The sequence below is a fragment of the Anaerolineae bacterium genome, from assembly GCA_016931895.1.
In the GTDB taxonomy this organism is placed as follows: domain Bacteria; phylum Chloroflexota; class Anaerolineae; order 4572-78; family J111; genus JAFGNV01.
Genome location: JAFGDY010000030.1, coordinates 1 through 19406, shown reverse-complemented (window position 1 = coordinate 19406; position 19406 = coordinate 1). Strand labels below are relative to the sequence as shown.

Here is a 19406-nt window from a genome sequence, read left to right as displayed (position 1 = left end):
GAAAAAAATGTCCCTACCCAAAAACTTCCAATTCAGCCAATCCAGCCTGCAAGATTTTGAAACCTGCGCTCGCCGTTTTGAACTGCGCTACTTGCAGCAGCTAAGCTGGCCGGCCAGCGAGGCCGAGCCGGCGCAAGAAGTGGAACGCCTGGCCCGCCTTGGCGCCGACTTTCATCGCCTGGTGCACCAACATCTGCTTGGTATCGCTGAGGATACCCTCAACCGCACGTTAACCGCCGCCGAGCCGGAACTCAAAATTTGGTGGCAGAATTACCTGGATCACCGCCCCGCCTTAAATCAAGCCAAAACCTATCCCGAGCTGACCCTCTCCACCCCCCTGGGTGGCTATCGGCTTTTGGCCCGCTTTGACCTGTTGGCCGCGCAGCCCGACGGCGTATTTCTGTTGATTGACTGGAAAACCACAGGACGCAAGCCCGCCCCCGATTCCCTGGCCCGGCGCATGCAAACCCGCGTGTATCTTTACGTGCTGGCAATGGCCGGAGCAGCCTTCAACCGGGGCCGGCCCATTGACCCGGCGGTCATCAAAATGATGTACTGGTATCCTCAAGCCCCGGACGAACCGGAAATATTTGACTATAGCCCCCAAATGCTTCGGCGAGACGAGCAATTTTTGAGCGACCTCGTTGAACAGGTCAAAAGTGCCGCCACCAGGGATAACTTTCCCCTGGTGGAAGATCAAGCGCCTTGTCATTACTGTATCTACCGCTCTTTCTGCGACCGGGGCGACAAAGCCGGGCCGCTGGTGGAACTGCCGGAAGAACTGCAAGAAACCGTGGATGTGTTAGCCCTAGATTGGGACCAGGTGGCGGAGATTGAATTTTGAACTGGCAACTGCTGCCCCAGCCAAATATTCCTCAAGAACTGCTTGATTTTACCGGCGATCCTCTCCTGGCTCAACTGCTCGCCCAGCGCGGGATCGCCTCCGTTGACCAGGCCCGCGCTTTTCTTGACCCCGACGCTTACGAACCGGCTTCCCCTTACGATTTGCCTGATCTGGACGCCGCGATTGCCCGGCTCAACCAGGCCATTAACCAGCAAGACCTCATCTGCGTTTGGGGCGATTTTGACGTGGACGGTCAAACCGCCACTGCGCTGCTTGTCTCCACGCTTAAGGATTTGGGGGCCAACGTCACCTCCTACATTCCCAACCGCCTCACCGAGTCGCACGGCCTCAAAATTTCCGCCCTGGAACGGATATTGGCGCAGGGGGTCAAACTGATCCTCACCTGCGACACCGGCATTTCCGCCCACCAGGCCGTGAACGTGGCCCTGGCTGCCGGAACCGGCGTGATCATCACCGACCACCACGATTTACCGGAAATGCTGCCGCCCGCCCAGGCCGTCATCAACCCCAAACGATTGCCGCCGGAACATCCCCTGTACCACCTGCCCGGCGTGGGCGTGGCCTACAAAGTAGCCGAGGCGCTTTACAAATCCCACCGCCGGGCCGCAGAAAGCGAAACACTGCTGGATTTAGTGGCGCTGGGCATTGTGGCCGACGTGGCCCCCCAAACCGGCGACACCCGCTATCTTTTGCAAAAAGGCCTGGCGGTTTTGCCAAACACGCCCCGCCCCGGCCTGCAAGCCATCGTTGAAAACGCCAATCTCAAAACCAACCGCCTCACCGCAGACCACATCGGCTTTTGGCTGGCCCCCCGCCTCAATGCCCTGGGCCGCCTGGGCGACGCCAACCTGGCCATTGAACTGCTCACCACCGCCAACCGCGCCCGCGCCCGCATCATTGCCCTGCAACTGGAGGCCCTGAACGACCGGCGCAAAATGCTGGTGGACCGGGTGGTGATGCAGGCCCTCAGTTTGATTGAGGATACCCCTGCCCTGGCCGAATACAACGCCCTTGTGCTGGCCGCCGCCGACTGGCATCCGGGCGTAATCGGCATTGCCGCCAATCGCCTGGTTGACCAGTACGGCAAACCCGCTATTCTCATCGCCCTCCGACCCGACGGCCTGGGGCGCGGCTCGGCCCGTTCCGTGCCCGGCTGCGATATTCACCAGGCCCTTAAAATCCAGGCCCATCTTTTGACCAGCTTTGGCGGACATCCCCTGGCTGCCGGGCTGGCTATTGCGCCGGAAAATATTGTTGACTTCCGGCGGGGACTTTCCGCGGCCCTGGCCGATTGTCAAACCGCCCTGGAAAAAACTATCACCCTTGACGCGCTGATCCAACTGCCCCAAATTTCAGGCGAGTTATTGGCCACCATCCAACGGCTGGCCCCCTTTGGGGCAGGCAATCCGCCCGTGCAACTGGGCTGCCGGGGGCTGCGTATGGTTGAGGAAACTACCTTTGGCAAAGCGGGTACCCACAAACGCCTGGTGGTCCAGGATGAGACCGGCCAACAACAAGACGTTATCTGGTGGGGCGGCGCGGCGGAACGCTCTCCCCAGGGCGTTTTTGACCTGGCCTTCACCCTCAGCTCCGATGATTTTAAGGGCGACGGCACGGTGCAAGTGGAATGGCTGGCCGCCAGAGAATGGCAGCCCCCTGCCCCGGTTTCTCCACCGGAATGTATTGATTGGCGAGACATGGCCAACGTTGCGGCCAAAGTGGCGCAACTGGCCGCGCCCCTCATTTGGGCTGAAGGCGTGGCCATGCCCCCGCTTTCCTTTGCCTCGCGCCGGCAACTTCACCCCGCCGACACATTGGTTATCTGGACCGCCCCGCCAGGGCAGGACATTTTGCAACAGGCCCTGGCCACGGTCCGGCCCCGGCAGATTTTTGCGGTGGGGCAGCCCGGGCCGTTTGACGCCTTCCCTTTATTTGTCAAACAACTGCTGGGGCTAATCAAGTTTGCCCTCAGCCACAAAGCGGGTGAAGTTAATCTGGAAGATTTAGCCGCTGCGTTAGGGCAGCGAATCGTCACCGCCCGGCTGGGCCTCAACTGGCTAGCGGCCCAGGGCAAACTGGCAATCATGGTTGAGGAAGATGAACGATTGGTGCTGCGCGCCGAGCAGCAGCCTCCCACCGAAAACACAATTACCGTGGAACAGATGCTCAAAGCCACCCTGGACGAAACAGCCGCCTACCGCCATTTTTTCAAAAAGGCCAATTTGAGCGCATTAGCATTACCCCCAATATCCCATTGAATTCCGGCCCGGACCGGGTTATACTGATTTTAACATTCATTACCGGATATTTTTGCGCCAGGCCAAAACCGTTATTTCAAACGGCGCCAATCACCAACAAAGGACGATGAAGGACGAACGACGAAGGGCCAAATTGGTCGTTGGTCACTGGTCATTGGTCGTTGGTCATTAGTCGTTGGTTATTGGTCGGCAATAAACCTTAACCCAACAGCAAAATGACCTTTTACAAACCCGGCAACTCCCACAAACATTCTTGCTCGCCCAAACCAGATAACACTCACCTGCTCATCTGGGCGCTGGTTTTGTTGCAAATCGTGGGCGTGCTGGCGATACTCCTGTTTTTATCTTTCACCCAACCAAACACCCGTCATCGAACCGACATGGCTGCGCTTGACCTCCCTCCCCCGGTTGACGCGCAGCCGGTTTTGCCGGTGCAGCCCATGCTCCCTACCGCCGATGTTGCCCAAACGCCGGTGATTAATCTATCGCCGGCCGACCTTGCGCCTACCCCCACGCCAAGCCCTTCCCCCACCCCTTCTCAACCGGCGGCGCTCAGGATCCGCGGGTTAGAGGTCACCCAGGGCATCCAGGTTTTTAACGAACCGGAACATGCCCGCTGCAATCCCGACCCGGCCCGACCCGACCATATCTTCTGCAACAATGCGCTGCCCCTGGTGGCGGGTCGCCATACCCTGGTCCGGCTTTACCTGGCCTGCAACGGTCCCTGCCCCCCCGCCGACGCCACGGCGCAGTTACGATTGCTCAAAAACGGGCAGGAGCAAGCCGTTTTGCGCCAGTCTTTGCCCGCCCAAACCCTGGGGCGAATTAACAACTTGCCCCTTGACGAACTCCGCCTGAACCTGGCGAATTCCCTCAATTTTGAATTTTTGCCGCCCCCGGAATGGCTGGCGGGCCAAATAGGGTTTGAGGTGACGGCCGGCCCCCCGGGAACACCCCCCGCTACCCTCACCCTCACCAAAGAGTTTGTAGAGCGCAAACCACTCCGCGTGGCTTACGTGCCCATTCAATACCAGGGTCTCATCCCGCCCACTCCGCCCGATATTGACTACTGGTTATTGCGCATGTACCCGGTGCCGGGCGTTGAATATTATCGCCTGCCGGGGCCGGATTTGGCCTGGGAGGGCGATTTGAACAAAAGCGAGGTGCTGCGCAAATTGCTCTATGTTTATTGGCTCTACGCCCAAAACAATCCCATTGACACCTGGCCGGATCAACTATTTGGCTGGCTGCCAATGGAAATCTACAACGGCGGCATCTCCGACCCCTTCTGGTGCCCCCACTGCGTGGGGCCGCACTCCAGCCGGGTGGCCTTTGGCGGCCTGCGCCCGGAACAGGATATTGGCGGGCCGCGCATCTTGGTGCATGAGATTGCCCATAACCTGGGCGCGCAGCACGCCTGGTCGCCCACTTTTAATGAAGATAACGCCTGCTTTAAAGCCGAAGGCGTTGACATTCAGGTTGACCCCACCTGGCCTTACGTCGACACGCCCTATACCCAGGAATTTGGCATAGACCTGTACAGTAGCCCGCCCGTCATTTACACCCGCGCCCATTACGATATGATGGCCTACTGCACCTTGCCCTGGATTTCGCCCTACACCTACCGCAAAATTTTTGACAGCCCCTTTTTGCAACCCGACCCCGCCGCCGCCCTATCCCTGGCCGATTTCCGGCCGCAGGTCCAGGTTAAAGAGGATGGCGCGCTCCTGGTCAGCGGCATCATTTACCCAAACGGTACGGTTTCACAACCAGAAGTAATCCGCCTGGCAGGCGATGTGGCCTCGGCCTTTACCCCGCCGGTGGCCTTCTCCCCACCGCCGGGCGATGATTACTGCCTGAACGTGCAAAGCAGCGATAATACGCTCCTGGCCCAACACTGTTTTGACGTGGGCTTCCTGGATATGGAAACCGGCGAAACCGAACCCAGCCCCTACTTTTTCACCCTGCCCGATACCGAGGCGCAAGACATTGGCCAGGTGTCCATCAGCAAAAATCAACTCTCCCTGGTGATTGTGACGCCCAGCAACACGACTCCCCAGGTGAACGTGATCTTCCCCAACGGCGGCGAGAGTCTGAACGGTCAGCAAACCATCATCTGGGAGGCCACCGACGCCGACGGCGACCCGCTGCTTTACGATATTCTCTACAGCCCCGATAACGGCCAAACCTGGTCGCCCCTGGCCGTGCGAGTCAAACAAACTACCTATCCATTTTATACCGACCAATTGCCGGCCACGCACAATGCCCTCATCCGCGTCATTGCCAACGACGGTTTTCACACCGCCCTTGACCAATCCGACGCCCCCTTCACCATTGAAGCCGCCCCGGAAAATAGCCTCAGCCTGCGCGGGCCAAATATTGTTCAGCCGGGGCAAACCTTTAACGTGGTCGTTACGGCCCATCGCCTCACCGAGCCGGGTTTGTTTGGCCTCCAATTCAAGCTTAATTTTAACCCTGCTCTGCTGCAAGTTGACGGCGTTCAGCTACATCCCAGTTTAAACCTGGTGGTGGACGAAACCATTGACCACCAAACCGGCCAGGTCTCCATCGTCGCCAGCCGCCGGGGTCAAGTAGAGAATCTTACCGGCGACCTGACCCTGGCCACCTTCACCCTTACCGCCCAACAACAGGCCGGCCAGACCGACCTCTATTTGAGTGAAGTTGGCGCCGGGGCGCGAGGCGGGGTGCGGCTAGAGATTGTTGAGGCGCAAGGGCTGTCAATACATATAACATCCCCCACAGCCAACGCCGCAGAATTCCTTCAGCCGGTGAAGTGATACCGGGCGATACCCACTAGAAAAATCCGGCTTAATTTCACACCAATTTGGCCGGCAAAACCAACCATAATCAAACAGCCACAACGGATCATTTCAATAAGTCAGGGTAGCCGAAGGCAATGCCTTCGGCTACCTGCCTAACAAATAAAAAGCCGGGCCGGTGCCCGGCCGGCAATGGATTCATTGCCGGTTAATCTTGACAACCAAATGAATATATGTTACTATTAACCTATATTATAATACCCCTACATTACAAGGGACGAGAAAAATTTTAAGAGTCTGTCTGAAAAGCCGAACATGTCATTTCGAGCGACGAAAGGAGTGAGAAATCCCTAACGCGGTAACGTTTTCGAGCGAGATTCCAGGGATTTCTCGGCCTGTGGCCTCGAAATGACATGCTTTTCAGACAGCTTCTAAGAAATACAGGAGGATGTATGGCAATCAAGTATGCGATATTAGGTTTTTTAAGCTGGCGCGATCTTTCCGGCTACGATCTAAAAAAAATGTTTGGGGACTCAATGTTTCTCTACTGGTCCGGCAACAATAACCAGATTTACAGAACGCTGGGGCAACTTCATAAAGAAGGGTTGGTTACCGGCCAAATCCAGCACCAGGAGAGCGGGCCTTCTAAAAAAATGTACACTATCACGGAAAAAGGACGGTCTGATCTAAGAGAGTGGGTGCTTTCAAACCCGGAGCCACCCCAGCTCAAGAGTTCGTTTCTTATCCAACTGGCCTGGGCGGATCAACTGGAACCGGGTAAACTGGATACGCTGCTGGAGAGATACGAACACGAGGTTGAGATGCAGTTACTGATGTCCCGGGAACAAAAACGACGCAATCAGTTGAACCCGGCCCGGACCCAACGGGAAGCCTATTTATGGGAGATGATTGCCGAAAATTGGATCAACTTCTACAAAACCGAACTGGCCTGGGTGCGGCAAGTGCAAGCAGAACTTGCTGCCAAACAATGACGAACGACGAACGACCAATTACCAACGACCAACTTTATTTTGTCCTTCGTCCTTCGTCGTTCGTCTTTCGTCGTCGTTCGTCGTTGGTCACCATTTATGAAAAAGGAGCACCCAATGAAAACAAGATCAATTTACAAATCAACTGCCGGTAGAGAGGAGATTATGGCCTTATACAACCAGGTGCTGGCGCAATGGCCTCTGCCTTACACCCAGCTTCATATCCCTACCAGATATGGCTCCACGTTTGTAATGGTCAGTGGAGTTGCCTCTGCGCCGCCGCTGGTGCTGCTGCACGGCAGCGCTTCAAACTCGGCCACCTGGCGGGGTGATGTGGTTGAATACGGCCGGCATTTTCAAGTTTACGCCGTTGACATACCCGGAGAACCGGGGAAAAGCGATCCCCAACGTTTTTCGTGGGATGGCCCTGCTTTTAATGAATGGCTGGATGACGTGCTGAACGGGTTGAACCTGGAAAAAGTGATTCTGGGCGGAATCTCCCTGGGCGGATGGGCTGTCATAAAATATGCCCTTTATAAACCGGAGCGAGTGGAACAGGCTATTTTAATTGTGCCGTCAGGCATCCAACCTCCTCGCTTGTCGTTTGTGATACGCCTGCTGGTTCTATCTTTTTTGGGTAAATGGGGTCGCCGGCGACTAAAGCAGTTCATGTTTAAGGGAAGCGATTTTCCGGAGGAATTGGAGCGTTTTTTGACCTTGGTCGGCCGGCACTTTAATTATCGAATGGGGTCGCCGCCGCTTTTTACCGATGCGGAGTTACAAAGTTTGACCATGCCGGTGCTGTATTTGGCCGGTGAAAAAGACGCGCTGCTTGACACCCCCAAAACGGCTGAACGATTGCAAAAACTGGCACCGGATCTCACGGTCAAAATCTTTAAAGAAGATGGCCATGCCACCGTTAACACGGCCGCATTAGTGGTTTCTTTTTTGAAGCATAAAACCCTGATGGAGGGGGAAAAGAGCGGATAATGGGGCAAAAGAACACGTCTTTAATTGTCACCCCATAGGGATTTCTCGGCCTACGGCCTCGAAATGACATGAAGGTGAGCAGTTACAAATAGAGATAAATCAACTCAACAAACTCTTCGGGGTGGGTGCAGGTGACCAGTTTGGCTCTTACTTTGGCGCTGTGGGCCATGCCGCGGATGTATTTGACAATATGTTTGCGGAAAAGGATCAAACCCCGCTCCGGGCCGTAAAAATCCAACATCAAGGCCAGGTGCCGGTAAATCAAATTGACCTTTTCGGGCAGGGTCACTTCCTCAATGTTCTTGCGTTGAAAAATCCAGGGATTGCCGATGGCGGCGCGGGCAATCATCACCCCGTCGCAGCCGGTGTGCTGCTTGATGCGCTCAATGTCGGCCACGGCGCGCACGTCGCCGTTGCCAATAACGGGGATGCTGACGGCGCGTTTGACGGCGGCAATGGCGTCCCAATTGGCCCGGTCATGGTAGCCCTGGGTCTTGGCGCGGCCGTGGACCGCAATCAGGGCCGCGCCGTTGTCTTCCATGATTTTGGCCACTTCCAGATAGTTGAGGGTTTCATTATCCCAGCCCAGGCGGATTTTGCCCGTTACCGGCACAGAAACGGCCCGGTTGAGCCGGGCAAAAATACGGCCAATTTTAGCGGGGTCCTTGAGCAGTGCGGCCCCGGCGCCTCGCCCCGAGATTTTTCGGACGGAACAGCCCATGTTGAGATCAATCATGTCCGGGCCAAGCTGTTCAATTTTGCGGGCGGCTTCAACCAGCGTTGTTTCGTCACTGCCAAATATCTGGAAAACCACCGGGCGTTCGGCGGGATCATATTCCAATATTTGCATAGTGCGTTCGTTGCCATGCAAAATACCGTCCGCCGAAACAAACTCGGTGTAACTCATGGCCGAGCCGTACTCCCGGCAAATCAGCCGGTAGGGTTTATCGGAAAAACCGGCCATCGGCGAGAGGATCAAATCGCCGTAAACGGGAATATCTCTAATTTTGAAAGTGGGCGAAAGGTCAACCATAATTTACGTATCTGCCGTTACAGTGAAAGTCACTCGCCGCCGGCAGGCATTACCGCATCTTCAAAATCGGTGTCAAGCAGGGCGGCATGGTGCAGGTTGACCTCCGTTAAATCGGCCAGGCTGAAATCGGCGTAGGCCAAGTTAGCGTGACTCAGATCGGCCTGGGTCAGGTCGGCCCGGCTCAGGTTGGCCTGCTCCAGGTTTGCGCCGGACAGGTTGGCCCGGTGCAGGATGGCTTCGTACAAAAAGGTGTTGGTCAAATCAGCCTGGGTCAGATCGGCCTCAGCCAGAATAGCCTCTCCCAGGTTGGCTTCAACCAACACCGCCCCGCTTAAATTGACCCTGGTCAGGTTGGCCTGGCTCAAGATAGCCCTGGTCAGGCCGGCATTTTTTAAGTTGGCCCGGTTCAGGGTGGCCCCGGTGAGATTGGCCCCGGCCAGGTCTGCCGATTCAAGATTGACCCGGCTCAAATCAACTTCAGTCAAGTTGGCCCGGGCCAGGTTGGCCTTTTTCAGGCTGGCCCCGGCTAAAGCGGCCATACTCAAGGTGGCCTCGCTCAGATTGGCTTCGGCCAGGTTGGTTTCAATCAGTTTGGCTCCTTCCAGATTGGCCCCAAACAAATCCGCGCCGGCCAGGTCCAATTTACTCAAATCCCGGCCAGAAAGATCAAAGCCCCGCAATGATTCTTGGGCGCCTTTGGCCCGCCATGTTTTAACTTGCTCATATTGTTTGCGCCGCACGTCGGGGCTGGCCTCTACCGGCAACTCGCCCGCCGCTTCACGCTGGACCGCCGCCAAGTCCGGGGATAGGGAGCCGGCCAAACCCAACAAATCGCCCACCGAGCTTGGTTGAGGCCCAACCGGCGCGCTCATTGTTTCCAGATTGCCCAATGCCAGCGGCCGGCCCGGAGACACTCCTTCCAGGTAAATGCGGGCAATTTCTGCGGCCAGGGCTTTAACGGCCTCGGCCAAAACCAGGTTGGGATCGTCGGCGCTCTCTACGGTTACGGTAGCCCACTGCTTGCTTTCGGCAGGATATAATTGGATGGTCACGCTTGCAGAAATCATGGCGTTATTTTACCTCAATATTGAATCAGCCGCCTTTTTCCCCGCCCGTGATCCGCCAAACCAGATACATGCGTTGGATGGCCGTGAAGTTGGAAAAAATGGCCAGCACCCATAAGGCCAGGGTCAATTGATTCAGGAGCAGGCCGGTTACCAAAATAAAAACCCGCTCAAAACGGGTAAACAATCCTTCTTTAATAGGCACCCCAATGCCTTCGGCCCGGGCCCGGGCATAACTGACCATCAGCGAGCCAACCACCGTGGCGTAGATCAGAATCAGTTCCAGCTTGTGGCCCTGTTCAATGAGATAAATAAAGAGGCCCAAAAAGATGATGGCTTCCGAAAAACGATCCAGGGTTGAATCCAGAAAAGCGCCAAAACGACTGGTGCGCCCCAGCATCCGGGCCAACGTGCCGTCAATGCCGTCAAAAATGGCGGCAGCGATGATCAATAATCCTCCCCAAAACAGATGACCTTGGGCCAAGACAACGGCCACGCCAATCATCAATACAAAGCCAATCACGGTAATCACATTGGGCGAGAGGCCGGTCCAACTGATAAAGCGGGCAATTGGTTCCAAAAGGATGCGGCTGTATTTGCGTACAACCCTATCTAACATTGAGGTTGCCTCCTAAATAATTTAACGGACGTAAATTTCACCCACGCCGCGGGTGGTAGCGCCGGTGGTATCGGCGGCATCTGCACCCACAATATAAGTGCCTGTGCCGGGAGCGACCTCTTTGACCTCAAGTTTACACTCGGTGGCACCGTTACAGGTTTTTTCACCACCCTTTAAAGAAACCTGATTCTGCGTAAAAATTCCCCAACTGAAACTGCTAACCCCATCGGTGTCTCTGACAATAAACACTATTTTTACTTCGTCACCCGGATCAAAGGTGTTCCCGTTAGGCAACTCAATAACCACCTGGGGCGGTTGGTTGGCCGGCGGCTGGGTGGGCGGCGGCGGGGCCGGCGTGTTGGTGGGCGGCGGCGGGGCCGGGGTGTCGGTAGGCGGCGGGGGAGGGGGGGGCGTGTCGGTAGGCGGTGGCGGCGGGGGAGGGGTATCGGTAGGCGGCGGCGACAGCGGGGTATCGGTAGGCGGAAGATCGGGGGGGGGAGGTGCGGCGGCGTCGCCTGGCGCAACTTCTACTGTAGAAGCAGGGGTTGGCAATAAAACAGCCGTGGGAGTGGGGAGCGGGGTTTGGGGAGCAAGCTCCACGAGTTTGGGCGTTTTGGTGGGGGTAGGGGTAGCCGGCCGGCCGGCCATAAAACCACAGGCCACTCCCGGCAAAATTAAAGCAATTAAAATAAAGTGCCAAAAGAAAAAATATCTGCGCATTGTTACATCAAAATCCTGAACAAAGTTTTAAGAGCCTGTCTGAAAAGTAGGGCGGCATCCCTATGCTGCCCGCTCCGCATAGGGGTGCGGAGCTACAAAAAGCGACTTTTCAGACAGCCGCCGTCATTATAGCATAGGTAAGGGGGGGCGTCCAAAGTGCCCATTTAGCGAGGATTACAACCAGGTAACATGCATTGTCTAATCAGGCTCAATATGGTACAATCTTGATTGCGCAAGAGGGGTGATCCAAAATACGGGAAACTTGGGCGCGGGACGCCTGCCCCTTATCCGCTAAAATTTTGGTCAGGCCTGGGTGCAGCCTGGCTTCAAGTGGCCAGGTTCAGGGTGCGGTATTATGGCAGTAAAAGAGTCAAAAAATAATGCGGCCACAAACCAAGGGGAACTGGAAACTTGGATACCCGCGGTAATCCCGGCCTTAAAAACGTGCTGGGCTGAACATGGCACCGGCCTTTTAGCCGGCCGGCCTTTGCCCAAAATGAGCGATTGGTTGGCCTTGCTGCATACCGCGGCGGTCAATCCCCAAAAAATCCCCCATCACCTGGCGCAATTATTTAATGAGCCTCAACGCAGCGCCGACCGGCAGAGAAGTTGGATTATTCTCACCAAATTATTTGCCGTCACGTTTGAGGCGGTGCAGCAGAGCGCGAGTCATTTAGATGCTGGGGCCTGGCCCGGCTTGCTTGAAATTCAAAATCGTATTTTAAGGTCGGCGGCTACCGTTTCGCTGGTGGGAGAAGACCGGCCGGCCACCGATGTTTTGTCGCGCCGGGCGCTTTATCTGCAAATTATTACCGACGTAAACAAAAAGTTGGTTGTCCTCCAGGACCCAAACGAAGTATTGGCCGAAGTTGTGGCCCTCATTCAACAAAATCTGGGGTATGATTACGTAAGCCTGTTTTCGCTGGACCAGGCCAAACAAACGTTGACGCTGCAAAGCGCCGCCTGGAAAGATCAACAGCCCCCTGTTGAAGCGCTAAATCGCCTGCCGGTGGCCGAACAGGGTCTGACGAGCCGGGCTGTCACGACCGGCCAGGCCGTATTGGCCAACGATATGGCTAAAGACCTCCAGCTTTCACCGCCTGCTTTTCTGCCTAACATCAAAGCCCAACTATCCTTGCCGCTTTTGGCCGGCAGTAATTTATGGGGGGTGTTGGACATTGCCAGCGAGCAGGTCAATGTTTTTACGCCGGATGACTGCCAGATTTTGCCAGCCCTGGCCGGTTATATGGCCGCGATTATGGAAAACGCCAGGGGACAAAAGCTGCTACAGCGTCACATGCGCGAACACAAATTGCTTTACGAAAGCAATATTGCCCTGGACCCCAGCCTGGATACCCAGGCGGTACTGAAGTTGATGACCCAGAAAACTGCGGAAGCCCTTGCCGCCGGCGCATGCACCATCTGCAAAATTGATAACGAGGCCAATACTATTACCAATCAGGCCGAATACGTTTTGCCCCAGGCGGGACATCCGGCGCACACCTGGCGCCGGTTGGATACGCCTACACCCCTCGCAGAAGACCCTATCGCCCGGCAAGTGCTCAAAACAGGCCGGGTGGTGGTGGAGTGGGCCGACGCCCAAAAGCCGGCGCCCTGGCCACAACCCGCCGCCTCCACCGGGGCCGAAGCAAGTTGGGGCACCGTGTTGGCTTTGCCGCTTGCAGTCAATAAACGTATCACCGGCCTAATAGAAATTTACGACAAAAACCCTCACCGTAATTTTTCCGTCGACGACGTTCAACTGGGCCAAATTTTGGCTACCCAAACCACCCTGGCCATAGAACGCGCCCAACTTTTTGAAGAAACGCACCAGCGCCTGAGCGAGGTTTCCACCCTCTATACCATGGCCCAAGACATTGCCGGAAATCTTGATTTGCAAACTGTGCTAGACTCCATTGTTACATCGCTTCGGCGGGTCACCGGCTGCCGGGGCTGCTGCATTTTTCTGCTTGACCAGGACGAGCAGAAATTGGAAATCAAGGCGGCCGACGGCCTCAAACCGCAATGGCGAGAAATGGCCAAGCTGAATATTGGCGAAGGCGCCGCCGGTATGGCCGTCGCCCAAAAACAGACCATTTATATTCCCGACACGCGCAAACAACCTGATTTTATCTTTTTTGACGAAGATGTGCGGTCGTTAATGGTCATTCCGCTCATGGCCCAGGGGAAAATCATTGGCGCCATTAACCTGGACGACAGCAAACCCAACGCCTTTGGCCCGGCTCAGGAGCAATTATTGACCATTGCCGCGGCCCAGGCCGGCATTGCCATTGAAAACGCCAGACTCTTTGCCAAAGCCGCTGCCGATCAGCAGCAAACCCAGGCTATTATCCAATACATGGCCGATGGTTTGCTGCTGATTGACGACCAGGGCGTGATTGTTACCTGCAACCCGGCTTTGTCAATGATGTTGGGCCTGCACCCCGGTGAAATTGTGGGGCAAAAGGTTGACGCGCCCGACCTGCATCCCAAATTGGCCAGCATTACCGGCACAACCACCCAGCGCGCCCGAACCGGGGTATTGGCCAAAGAAGTGAACATAGAAACGCCCCGCCCCAGAACGCTGCAAATCTTTTCCACAACCGTGGTGGGCGATGATAAAAAACCCATTGGCGAAGTGCGGGTGGTGCACGACGTGACCAGAGAGCGGGAGTTGGAGCAACTCAAAGAAGATTTTATGTCTACCATTTCGCATGAGTTACGCACGCCTCTTTTTTCTATTCAAGGGTTTGTGCAAATCTTGCTGGAAAACGAGGGCGACCTGGATGCCACCACCCGCCAGGAGTTTTTAACCATCATCCAAACGCAGGCTGTGCAACTGAGCGAGATGGTCAACAATTTGCTTGACGCCTCTAAATTTGATGAAGGTAAACTAAAGTTTGATAAACAGCCGGTGGCCGTGTTAGACTTGATCCAACAAACCATGCTCAAACTGCGCGGCTTTGCTCACCAACAAAAAGTAAGCGTAACCCCAAAATTACCGGCCACGTTGCCCGTCATTATCGGCGACAAAGAACGATTGGAACAGGTGTTAACCAATCTCATTGGCAACGCCATTAAATTCACCCCCGAAGGCGGGCAAGTGACCGTCAGCGCGGCTGCGCCAAACAATGAATTATTGGTTGAAGTGAAAGATACCGGCCTGGGCATTCTCCCGGAAGCCCAAGAGCACATTTTTTCCCGGTATTACCAGGTAGAGGATAAAAAGAGCGAAAGCTCCAAAAAAGGCAGTGGTTTGGGCCTGTATATTGCCCAACAAATCATCAAGGGGCACGGTGGGGAAATTTGGGTAGAAAGTAAAGGCATCCCGGGCCAGGGTAGTATTTTCCGGTTTACCTTGCCCCTGCCGGAAACACCCATAGAAGTTTGATATTCTGAATAATCAAGAGGAAATTATGGAAGCATTAAATCAGCAAATTGAGCAAGCGGCCAACCTGGTTCACCAGGCCCGCCAGATTGTGGCTATGACCGGGGCCGGCATCAGCACGCCCTCCGGCATTCCCGATTTCAGAAGCCCGGAATCCGGCTTATGGGATCAGGTTGACCCTCTGACCGTGGCCTCGATTTTTTCTTTCCGGCAGAATCCCCAATCTTTTTACGACTGGATTCGCCCGTTAGCCCCCCTCTTTCTGGAAGCCAAACCCAACGCAGCCCATTATGCCCTGGCTGCCCTGGAACAGGCCGGTAAAATGAGGGCCGTGGTGACCCAAAATATAGACGGGTTGCACGGCAAGGCCGGTTCAAAAACCGTTTATGAATTACACGGCCATTTGCGAGAGGTCACTTGTATCCGTTGTTACGAAGTGCAAAAATCCGAGGGCATTATCAGGCAGTTCATTGAAGATGGCCGGGTTCCCAAACATGATTGCGGCGGTGTTTTTAAGCCCAACGTTATTCTTTTTGGCGAACAACTACCGATGCGCGAATTTGTGGCCGCCCAGGTAGCCATCAAAGAAGCGGACCTGATGCTGCTGGTCGGTTCTTCGTTGGAAACAGCGCCCGCCTCAGATTTGCCGGAATTGGCCCTGGACAACGGCACCAAGATGGTGATCATTAACCAACAACCCACGTATCTGGATAACCGGGCAGATTTGGTTATTCACGCCAACGTGGTTGAAGTGTTGCCCCAAATTCTGGAACTGGTAGCCGTGTAAATGATCCACACCATCGAAGAATACTCGCTCAATGCCTGGCCCTGTTTGCAGCAAATTTTGTACGACGGCTGGATTTTAAGATTTGCCAACGGTTACACCAAAAGGGCCAATTCGGTCAATCCCATTTATAGCGGGGCGCAAGATGTTGACCAAAAAATCCAGCGGTGTAGGCAAATCTATCTGGCGCAAAATCTGCCATCCATCTTCAGGATTACTCCGCTGGCCGATCCCCCCAATTTGGATAACCTGCTGGCCGAACTTGGCTTTAGCAAACAAAGCGTCACCAGCGTCCAAACCCTGGATTTGACCGCCTGCCCTACCGTAGAAACAACGGCTTTCCAATTTTGGCCTGAATTTTCCCCGGAATGGGGACAAATTTTTTCCGGCTTGAACGGTCACCTGGAACAACAGCGCGTAAAACACCAGGCCATCTTGCGCCAGATTGTGCCGGAAAAATGTTTTGCCGTTTTAGCCAACCAGGGCCAAATTATTGCCTGTGGATTAGGGGTGTTAGAAGCCGATCACCTGGGCCTGTTCGACATCCTCACCGCTCCTGGAGAACGGCGCAAGGGTTGGGGCCGGGAATTGATGCTGAATATTCTGCATTGGGGCAAAAAGAAAGGGGCCAAAAAAGCCTACCTGGGAGTGGAAATGGCCAATGAACCGGCTTTGAATTTTTACCAAAAGTTAGGTTTTGCGGAAGTGTATCGGTATTGGTACAGAATCAAAAAAATTGAGGCTGGCGAGGGACAACAATGACCACCCTGTTTATCAAAAACGCCGACGTGCTGGTGACAATGACTGAGGCCCAACCGGAGATCAAACTTGGCGCCGTGATTGTGGTAGACCACAAACTTGAATTTGTGGGCGCCACCGCCGCCGCAAATGACTTTATAACCCAAACCCGGCCTGATCTGGCCCGCGATGGTTTTGATCAGGTGATTGACGCCGGCGGCTGCGTGGTGATGCCCGGCCTGGTCAATGGCCATCATCACCTTTATCAAACGCTTACCCGCAGTATTGGCACCGGCGGCGGGCTGGCGCTGTTTGATTGGTTGAAATACCTTTATCCCATCTGGGCCGAACTGACGCCGGAAGCGGTTTATGTGAGCGCCAAACTGGGCCTGAGCGAATTGGTTTTAAGCGGCTGCACCACCGTGGCCGACCACCTGTATCTTTTTCCCAACGGCAGCAAAATTGACGACGAAATTCGCGCCGCCCAGGAGGTGGGCGTCCGTTTTCACCCTACCCGGGGCAGTATGAGCCTGGGCGAAAGCCAGGGCGGCCTGCCCCCGGACCGGGTATGCGATAGCGAGCCGGAGATCATCAAAGATTGCATCCGGGCCATTGAAACCTATCATGACCCCGAACCTTTCTCCATGTTGCGGATTGGCCTGGCCCCGTGCTCTCCCTTTAGCGTGACCGGTGATCTCATGCGCCAGTCGGTGGAAATTGCCCGCCAATATCCGCTGGTCAACCTGCACACGCACCTGGCCGAAACAATGGACGAGGAGCGTTTTTGCCTGGACATGTTTGGCAAACGTCCGGTGGAATATGCCGAATCGCTCAATTGGGCCGGAGAAGACGTGTGGTTTGCCCACATGGTCCATCCCAACCAGGCTGAGATTGACTGGCTGGCCCGAACCAACACCGGGGTGTGTCACTGCCCCAACAGCAATATGATTTTGGCTTCCGGCATTGCCCCCATCCGCCAGTTGCTTGATCAAAACGTGCGGGTGGGCCTGGGCGTGGATGGTTCGGCCAGCAATGACGGCGGCCACATGCTGGGCGAAGCCCGCCAGGCGATGTTGCTGCAACGGGTGGGCTGGCCCGGCTTTGAATCTAGAGCCGACCGTTTTTCGGCCCGCGAGGCCCTGGCCCTGGCTACCACGGGGGGGGCCAGCATTTTGCGGCGGGATGATATTGGCTCATTGGCCGTGGGCAAGGCGGCGGATTTGGTGGCCTTTCGGGTAGACGACCTGGCCCATGCCGGCGGTCTGGCCGATCCGGTGGCGGCCTTACTGACCTGCGCCCCCACCCAGGTCTGGCTATCGGTGATTAATGGGCGGGTGATTGTGGCAGAGGGTCAATTTTTGCTCTTTGCTCTGGAACCCCTCATCGAAACCCACAACCGCATGAGTTTAGAAATGATGACCCGGGCTGGAGTTTTATAAATGCCAAAATCCGACACGTTAGGGTATTTGCAAGAAAAAAAATTAGGCCCGGCGGATGAACTGCGGGAACACCTGCATAAACTGGAAGAAAGCCACCTTAATATCAAAACAATGGACTCGGCCCAAGCCCTGGCGTTATTACGTGACCTGGATTGGGTGGTCGCCCGGCTTGACCAGCTTGAAGCGAACGGATTGGATTTACGCCCTGAACGGGGACGATTCCAGGCCATTCAGGGTCATCTAAAAAAGAAAGCCGCCCCTCTTTTGCAGGCGCTGGGCGGGCCTATGGCTTTGCGAAAGCAGCGACCTGCCCCGCTTCCCCCACCTGAACAGTGGTGGTGGTATATCAACGATATGGTAGCGGCCCAACAACAGCGTTTGTGGCGGCGGGTGGTGATTGGCCTGGCCATGGGGCTGTTAGTTATTGGCGGTGTAATTATAGCCTTCAATACTATTTTGGCCCCTTCTCCTGAAACGGTGGCCCGCCTTAACGCAGAAAACGACGCCTCTTCTTTTGTGGAAGAGGGAAAATATTTAGAGGCCCTGGCCGCGCTTGAAAATGGCCTGGCCAAAGTGCCGGGCGACTCAGGTTTATTGATTTTTAAAGGAGTGGTGCTGGAAGCTTTGGGTCAAGAAGAGGAAGCGGCCCAAACATTTGCCCAGGCGCAGGAATTGATTACCGACCCTAAAGAGTTTTACCTGGCCCGCGCCCAACTGTATTTGCGGATGAACCAGCCGGAAAAAGCCGAGCGAGAGGCTCTGGCCGCCCTGGAACTTGATGAAGAGTTTGGCCGAACCTGGCTGACTTTGGGGCAGGCGTATGAGTTGCAGGGCCGGGTGCTGGAAGCCCTGGAGACTTACGAAACCGCCGGCCAGGTTGCTTTTGATCAGAATGAAAACGAAGTGTACGTGCTTTCGCGGATGGCCCTGGCCCGTCTGAGCCAGTCGCCGCCCGACCTGCCGGTTGAAGAAGCCACGGAAGAATCTGGTAATTAAGCGCGATGGTCAGGCCCAGGCGTTGTCTCTTGCCAAAATTGGATACAGACACGGACGCCGATACCGCCACCGACCTTGACATTGAGTTTGTGGTGATGGACGAAGAGGAACTGGAGCGTCCCTACCGGGTCATCATTCACAATGATCACGTGACCACGTTTGAATTTGTCATTGCGGTGCTGATAAATATTTTTGAATTGTCCCCTAACCGGGCCATTGATGTAACCTATGAGGCCCACACCCAGGGCAACGCCTACGTAACCACCCTACCTCTGGAAGAGGCTAAAAGTAAGGTTTTTAAAGCGCAATACCTGGCCCGCCAGCAAGGCTTTCCGCTCACGTTTACCATTGAACCGGAGTAAACGGTAAGGTCGCCTCGTGAGGCTATTGGTTTGTTGGGCCTGCTCTCACCCAATGCCCTAAACTAACCCAACCGGGTGATGGCTGAACTGCCTGAAACAACCCATTTGTAGTGAAACAAACAATCTGATTACCCAGGAGGGCTATCAAAAGATAGCTCTTATTTTATTTTTATCTGCTCGGCCATTGCCGAGCTAATTGACTTTTTCCAAAGTCCAATGATAAAATTTGTGACATCTGTGTTCATCTGTGGACTTGGCTCAAATGCTTATCCCGCAACAAGTCTAATGGACCAGCTCGACTTTTGCAGTGACATAAGATTTAACATTAACAAGAAAATATGGGATAATAAAGGTCAAGCTAATCGGTATTCAAATGCTCTC

Annotated in this window: 15 protein-coding genes; 11 read left to right on the top strand and 4 right to left on the bottom strand. The window is 55.1% G+C overall.

All coding sequences use genetic code 11. The features are described 5' to 3' along the window. The first annotated feature begins 7 nt into the window (after window positions 1-7). The 5 genes from JW953_02455 (at window position 8) to JW953_02435 (ending at window position 7882) form a co-directional block, all read left to right on the top strand. A complete protein-coding gene (locus tag JW953_02455) occupies window positions 8-844 on the top strand; it encodes a PD-(D/E)XK nuclease family protein (GenBank protein MBN1991537.1) in 837 nt (278 codons plus the stop codon). After that, on the top strand, window positions 841-3123 hold the full coding sequence (recJ, locus tag JW953_02450; protein MBN1991536.1) for a single-stranded-DNA-specific exonuclease RecJ: 2283 nt from the start codon (window positions 841-843) through the stop codon (window positions 3121-3123). The genes JW953_02455 and recJ overlap by 4 nt, the downstream gene beginning before the upstream one ends. A 215-nt stretch (window positions 3124-3338) precedes the next feature. Beyond that, window positions 3339-5921, top strand: coding sequence for a hypothetical protein (locus tag JW953_02445; protein ID MBN1991535.1), 2583 nt, complete (start codon window positions 3339-3341; stop codon window positions 5919-5921). Between the two features lie 434 nt (window positions 5922-6355). Continuing rightward, a complete protein-coding gene (locus JW953_02440; protein MBN1991534.1) occupies window positions 6356-6895 on the top strand; it encodes a PadR family transcriptional regulator in 540 nt (179 codons plus the stop codon). 114 nt (window positions 6896-7009) lie between these two features. Further along, window positions 7010-7882 carry an alpha/beta hydrolase gene (locus JW953_02435; GenBank protein MBN1991533.1) on the top strand — a complete coding sequence of 291 codons (873 nt, stop codon included), beginning with the start codon at window positions 7010-7012 and terminating at the stop codon, window positions 7880-7882. Window positions 7883-7964: 82 nt separating this feature from the next. Here the strand turns inward: JW953_02435 and dusB are convergent, their stop codons facing one another. The 4 genes from dusB to JW953_02415 are packed head-to-tail and all read right to left on the bottom strand — an operon-like array spanning window position 7965 to window position 11318. Continuing rightward, the gene (gene dusB, locus JW953_02430) at window positions 7965-8915 is read right to left on the bottom strand and encodes a tRNA dihydrouridine synthase DusB (GenBank protein MBN1991532.1); all 951 of its coding nucleotides are present in this window, start codon (window positions 8913-8915) and stop codon (window positions 7965-7967) included. 29 nt (window positions 8916-8944) lie between these two features. After that, entirely contained in the window at window positions 8945-9982 is a 1038-nt protein-coding gene (locus JW953_02425; GenBank protein MBN1991531.1) for a pentapeptide repeat-containing protein, read from the bottom strand. 25 nt (window positions 9983-10007) lie between these two features. Further along, window positions 10008-10598 (bottom strand): CDP-alcohol phosphatidyltransferase family protein, encoded by a 591-nt coding sequence (locus JW953_02420; protein MBN1991530.1) that lies wholly within the window; start codon window positions 10596-10598, stop codon window positions 10008-10010. Window positions 10599-10619: 21 nt separating this feature from the next. Then, window positions 10620-11318 carry a hypothetical protein gene (locus tag JW953_02415; GenBank protein MBN1991529.1) on the bottom strand — a complete coding sequence of 233 codons (699 nt, stop codon included), beginning with the start codon at window positions 11316-11318 and terminating at the stop codon, window positions 10620-10622. A gap of 355 nt (window positions 11319-11673) precedes the next feature. On the opposite strand from JW953_02415, the gene JW953_02410 reads away from it, so the two are divergent. Genes JW953_02410 through JW953_02385 form a run of 6 tightly spaced genes read left to right on the top strand, consistent with a single transcriptional unit; the run spans window position 11674 to window position 19025 of the window. After that, entirely contained in the window at window positions 11674-14709 is a 3036-nt protein-coding gene (locus tag JW953_02410; protein ID MBN1991528.1) for a GAF domain-containing protein, read from the top strand. Window positions 14710-14734: 25 nt separating this feature from the next. Further along, the gene (locus tag JW953_02405) at window positions 14735-15493 is read left to right on the top strand and encodes an NAD-dependent deacylase (GenBank protein ID MBN1991527.1); all 759 of its coding nucleotides are present in this window, start codon (window positions 14735-14737) and stop codon (window positions 15491-15493) included. Beyond that, the gene (locus JW953_02400) at window positions 15494-16252 is read left to right on the top strand and encodes a GNAT family N-acetyltransferase (GenBank protein ID MBN1991526.1); all 759 of its coding nucleotides are present in this window, start codon (window positions 15494-15496) and stop codon (window positions 16250-16252) included. It abuts the gene before it with no gap. After that, window positions 16249-17667: an 8-oxoguanine deaminase gene (locus tag JW953_02395; GenBank protein MBN1991525.1), complete on the top strand. Its 1419-nt coding sequence runs from the start codon at window positions 16249-16251 to the stop codon at window positions 17665-17667. The genes JW953_02400 and JW953_02395 overlap by 4 nt, the downstream gene beginning before the upstream one ends. Next, window positions 17668-18663, top strand: coding sequence for a tetratricopeptide repeat protein (locus JW953_02390; GenBank protein ID MBN1991524.1), 996 nt, complete (start codon window positions 17668-17670; stop codon window positions 18661-18663). Between the two features lie 5 nt (window positions 18664-18668). Then, on the top strand, window positions 18669-19025 hold the full coding sequence (locus JW953_02385; protein MBN1991523.1) for an ATP-dependent Clp protease adaptor ClpS: 357 nt from the start codon (window positions 18669-18671) through the stop codon (window positions 19023-19025). Window positions 19026-19406: the final 381 nt, after the last annotated feature.

Excerpts from the sequence above, each read along its gene's own strand:
- JW953_02440 (MBN1991534.1), top strand. The coding sequence starts at position 6,356 with ATGGCAATCAAGTATGCGATATTAGGTTTTTTAAGCTGGCGCGATCTT.
- JW953_02400 (MBN1991526.1), top strand. The coding sequence starts at position 15,494 with ATGATCCACACCATCGAAGAATACTCGCTCAATGCCTGGCCCTGTTTG.
- dusB (MBN1991532.1), bottom strand. The coding sequence starts at position 8,915 with ATGGTTGACCTTTCGCCCACTTTCAAAATTAGAGATATTCCCGTTTAC.
- JW953_02410 (MBN1991528.1), top strand. The coding sequence starts at position 11,674 with ATGGCAGTAAAAGAGTCAAAAAATAATGCGGCCACAAACCAAGGGGAA.
- JW953_02435 (MBN1991533.1), top strand. The coding sequence starts at position 7,010 with ATGAAAACAAGATCAATTTACAAATCAACTGCCGGTAGAGAGGAGATT.
- JW953_02425 (MBN1991531.1), bottom strand. The coding sequence starts at position 9,982 with ATGATTTCTGCAAGCGTGACCATCCAATTATATCCTGCCGAAAGCAAG.
- JW953_02415 (MBN1991529.1), bottom strand. The coding sequence starts at position 11,318 with ATGCGCAGATATTTTTTCTTTTGGCACTTTATTTTAATTGCTTTAATT.
- JW953_02390 (MBN1991524.1), top strand. The coding sequence starts at position 17,668 with ATGCCAAAATCCGACACGTTAGGGTATTTGCAAGAAAAAAAATTAGGC.
- JW953_02395 (MBN1991525.1), top strand. The coding sequence starts at position 16,249 with ATGACCACCCTGTTTATCAAAAACGCCGACGTGCTGGTGACAATGACT.
- JW953_02455 (MBN1991537.1), top strand. The coding sequence starts at position 8 with ATGTCCCTACCCAAAAACTTCCAATTCAGCCAATCCAGCCTGCAAGAT.
- JW953_02405 (MBN1991527.1), top strand. The coding sequence starts at position 14,735 with ATGGAAGCATTAAATCAGCAAATTGAGCAAGCGGCCAACCTGGTTCAC.
- JW953_02445 (MBN1991535.1), top strand. The coding sequence starts at position 3,339 with ATGACCTTTTACAAACCCGGCAACTCCCACAAACATTCTTGCTCGCCC.
- JW953_02385 (MBN1991523.1), top strand. The coding sequence starts at position 18,669 with ATGGTCAGGCCCAGGCGTTGTCTCTTGCCAAAATTGGATACAGACACG.
- JW953_02420 (MBN1991530.1), bottom strand. The coding sequence starts at position 10,598 with ATGTTAGATAGGGTTGTACGCAAATACAGCCGCATCCTTTTGGAACCA.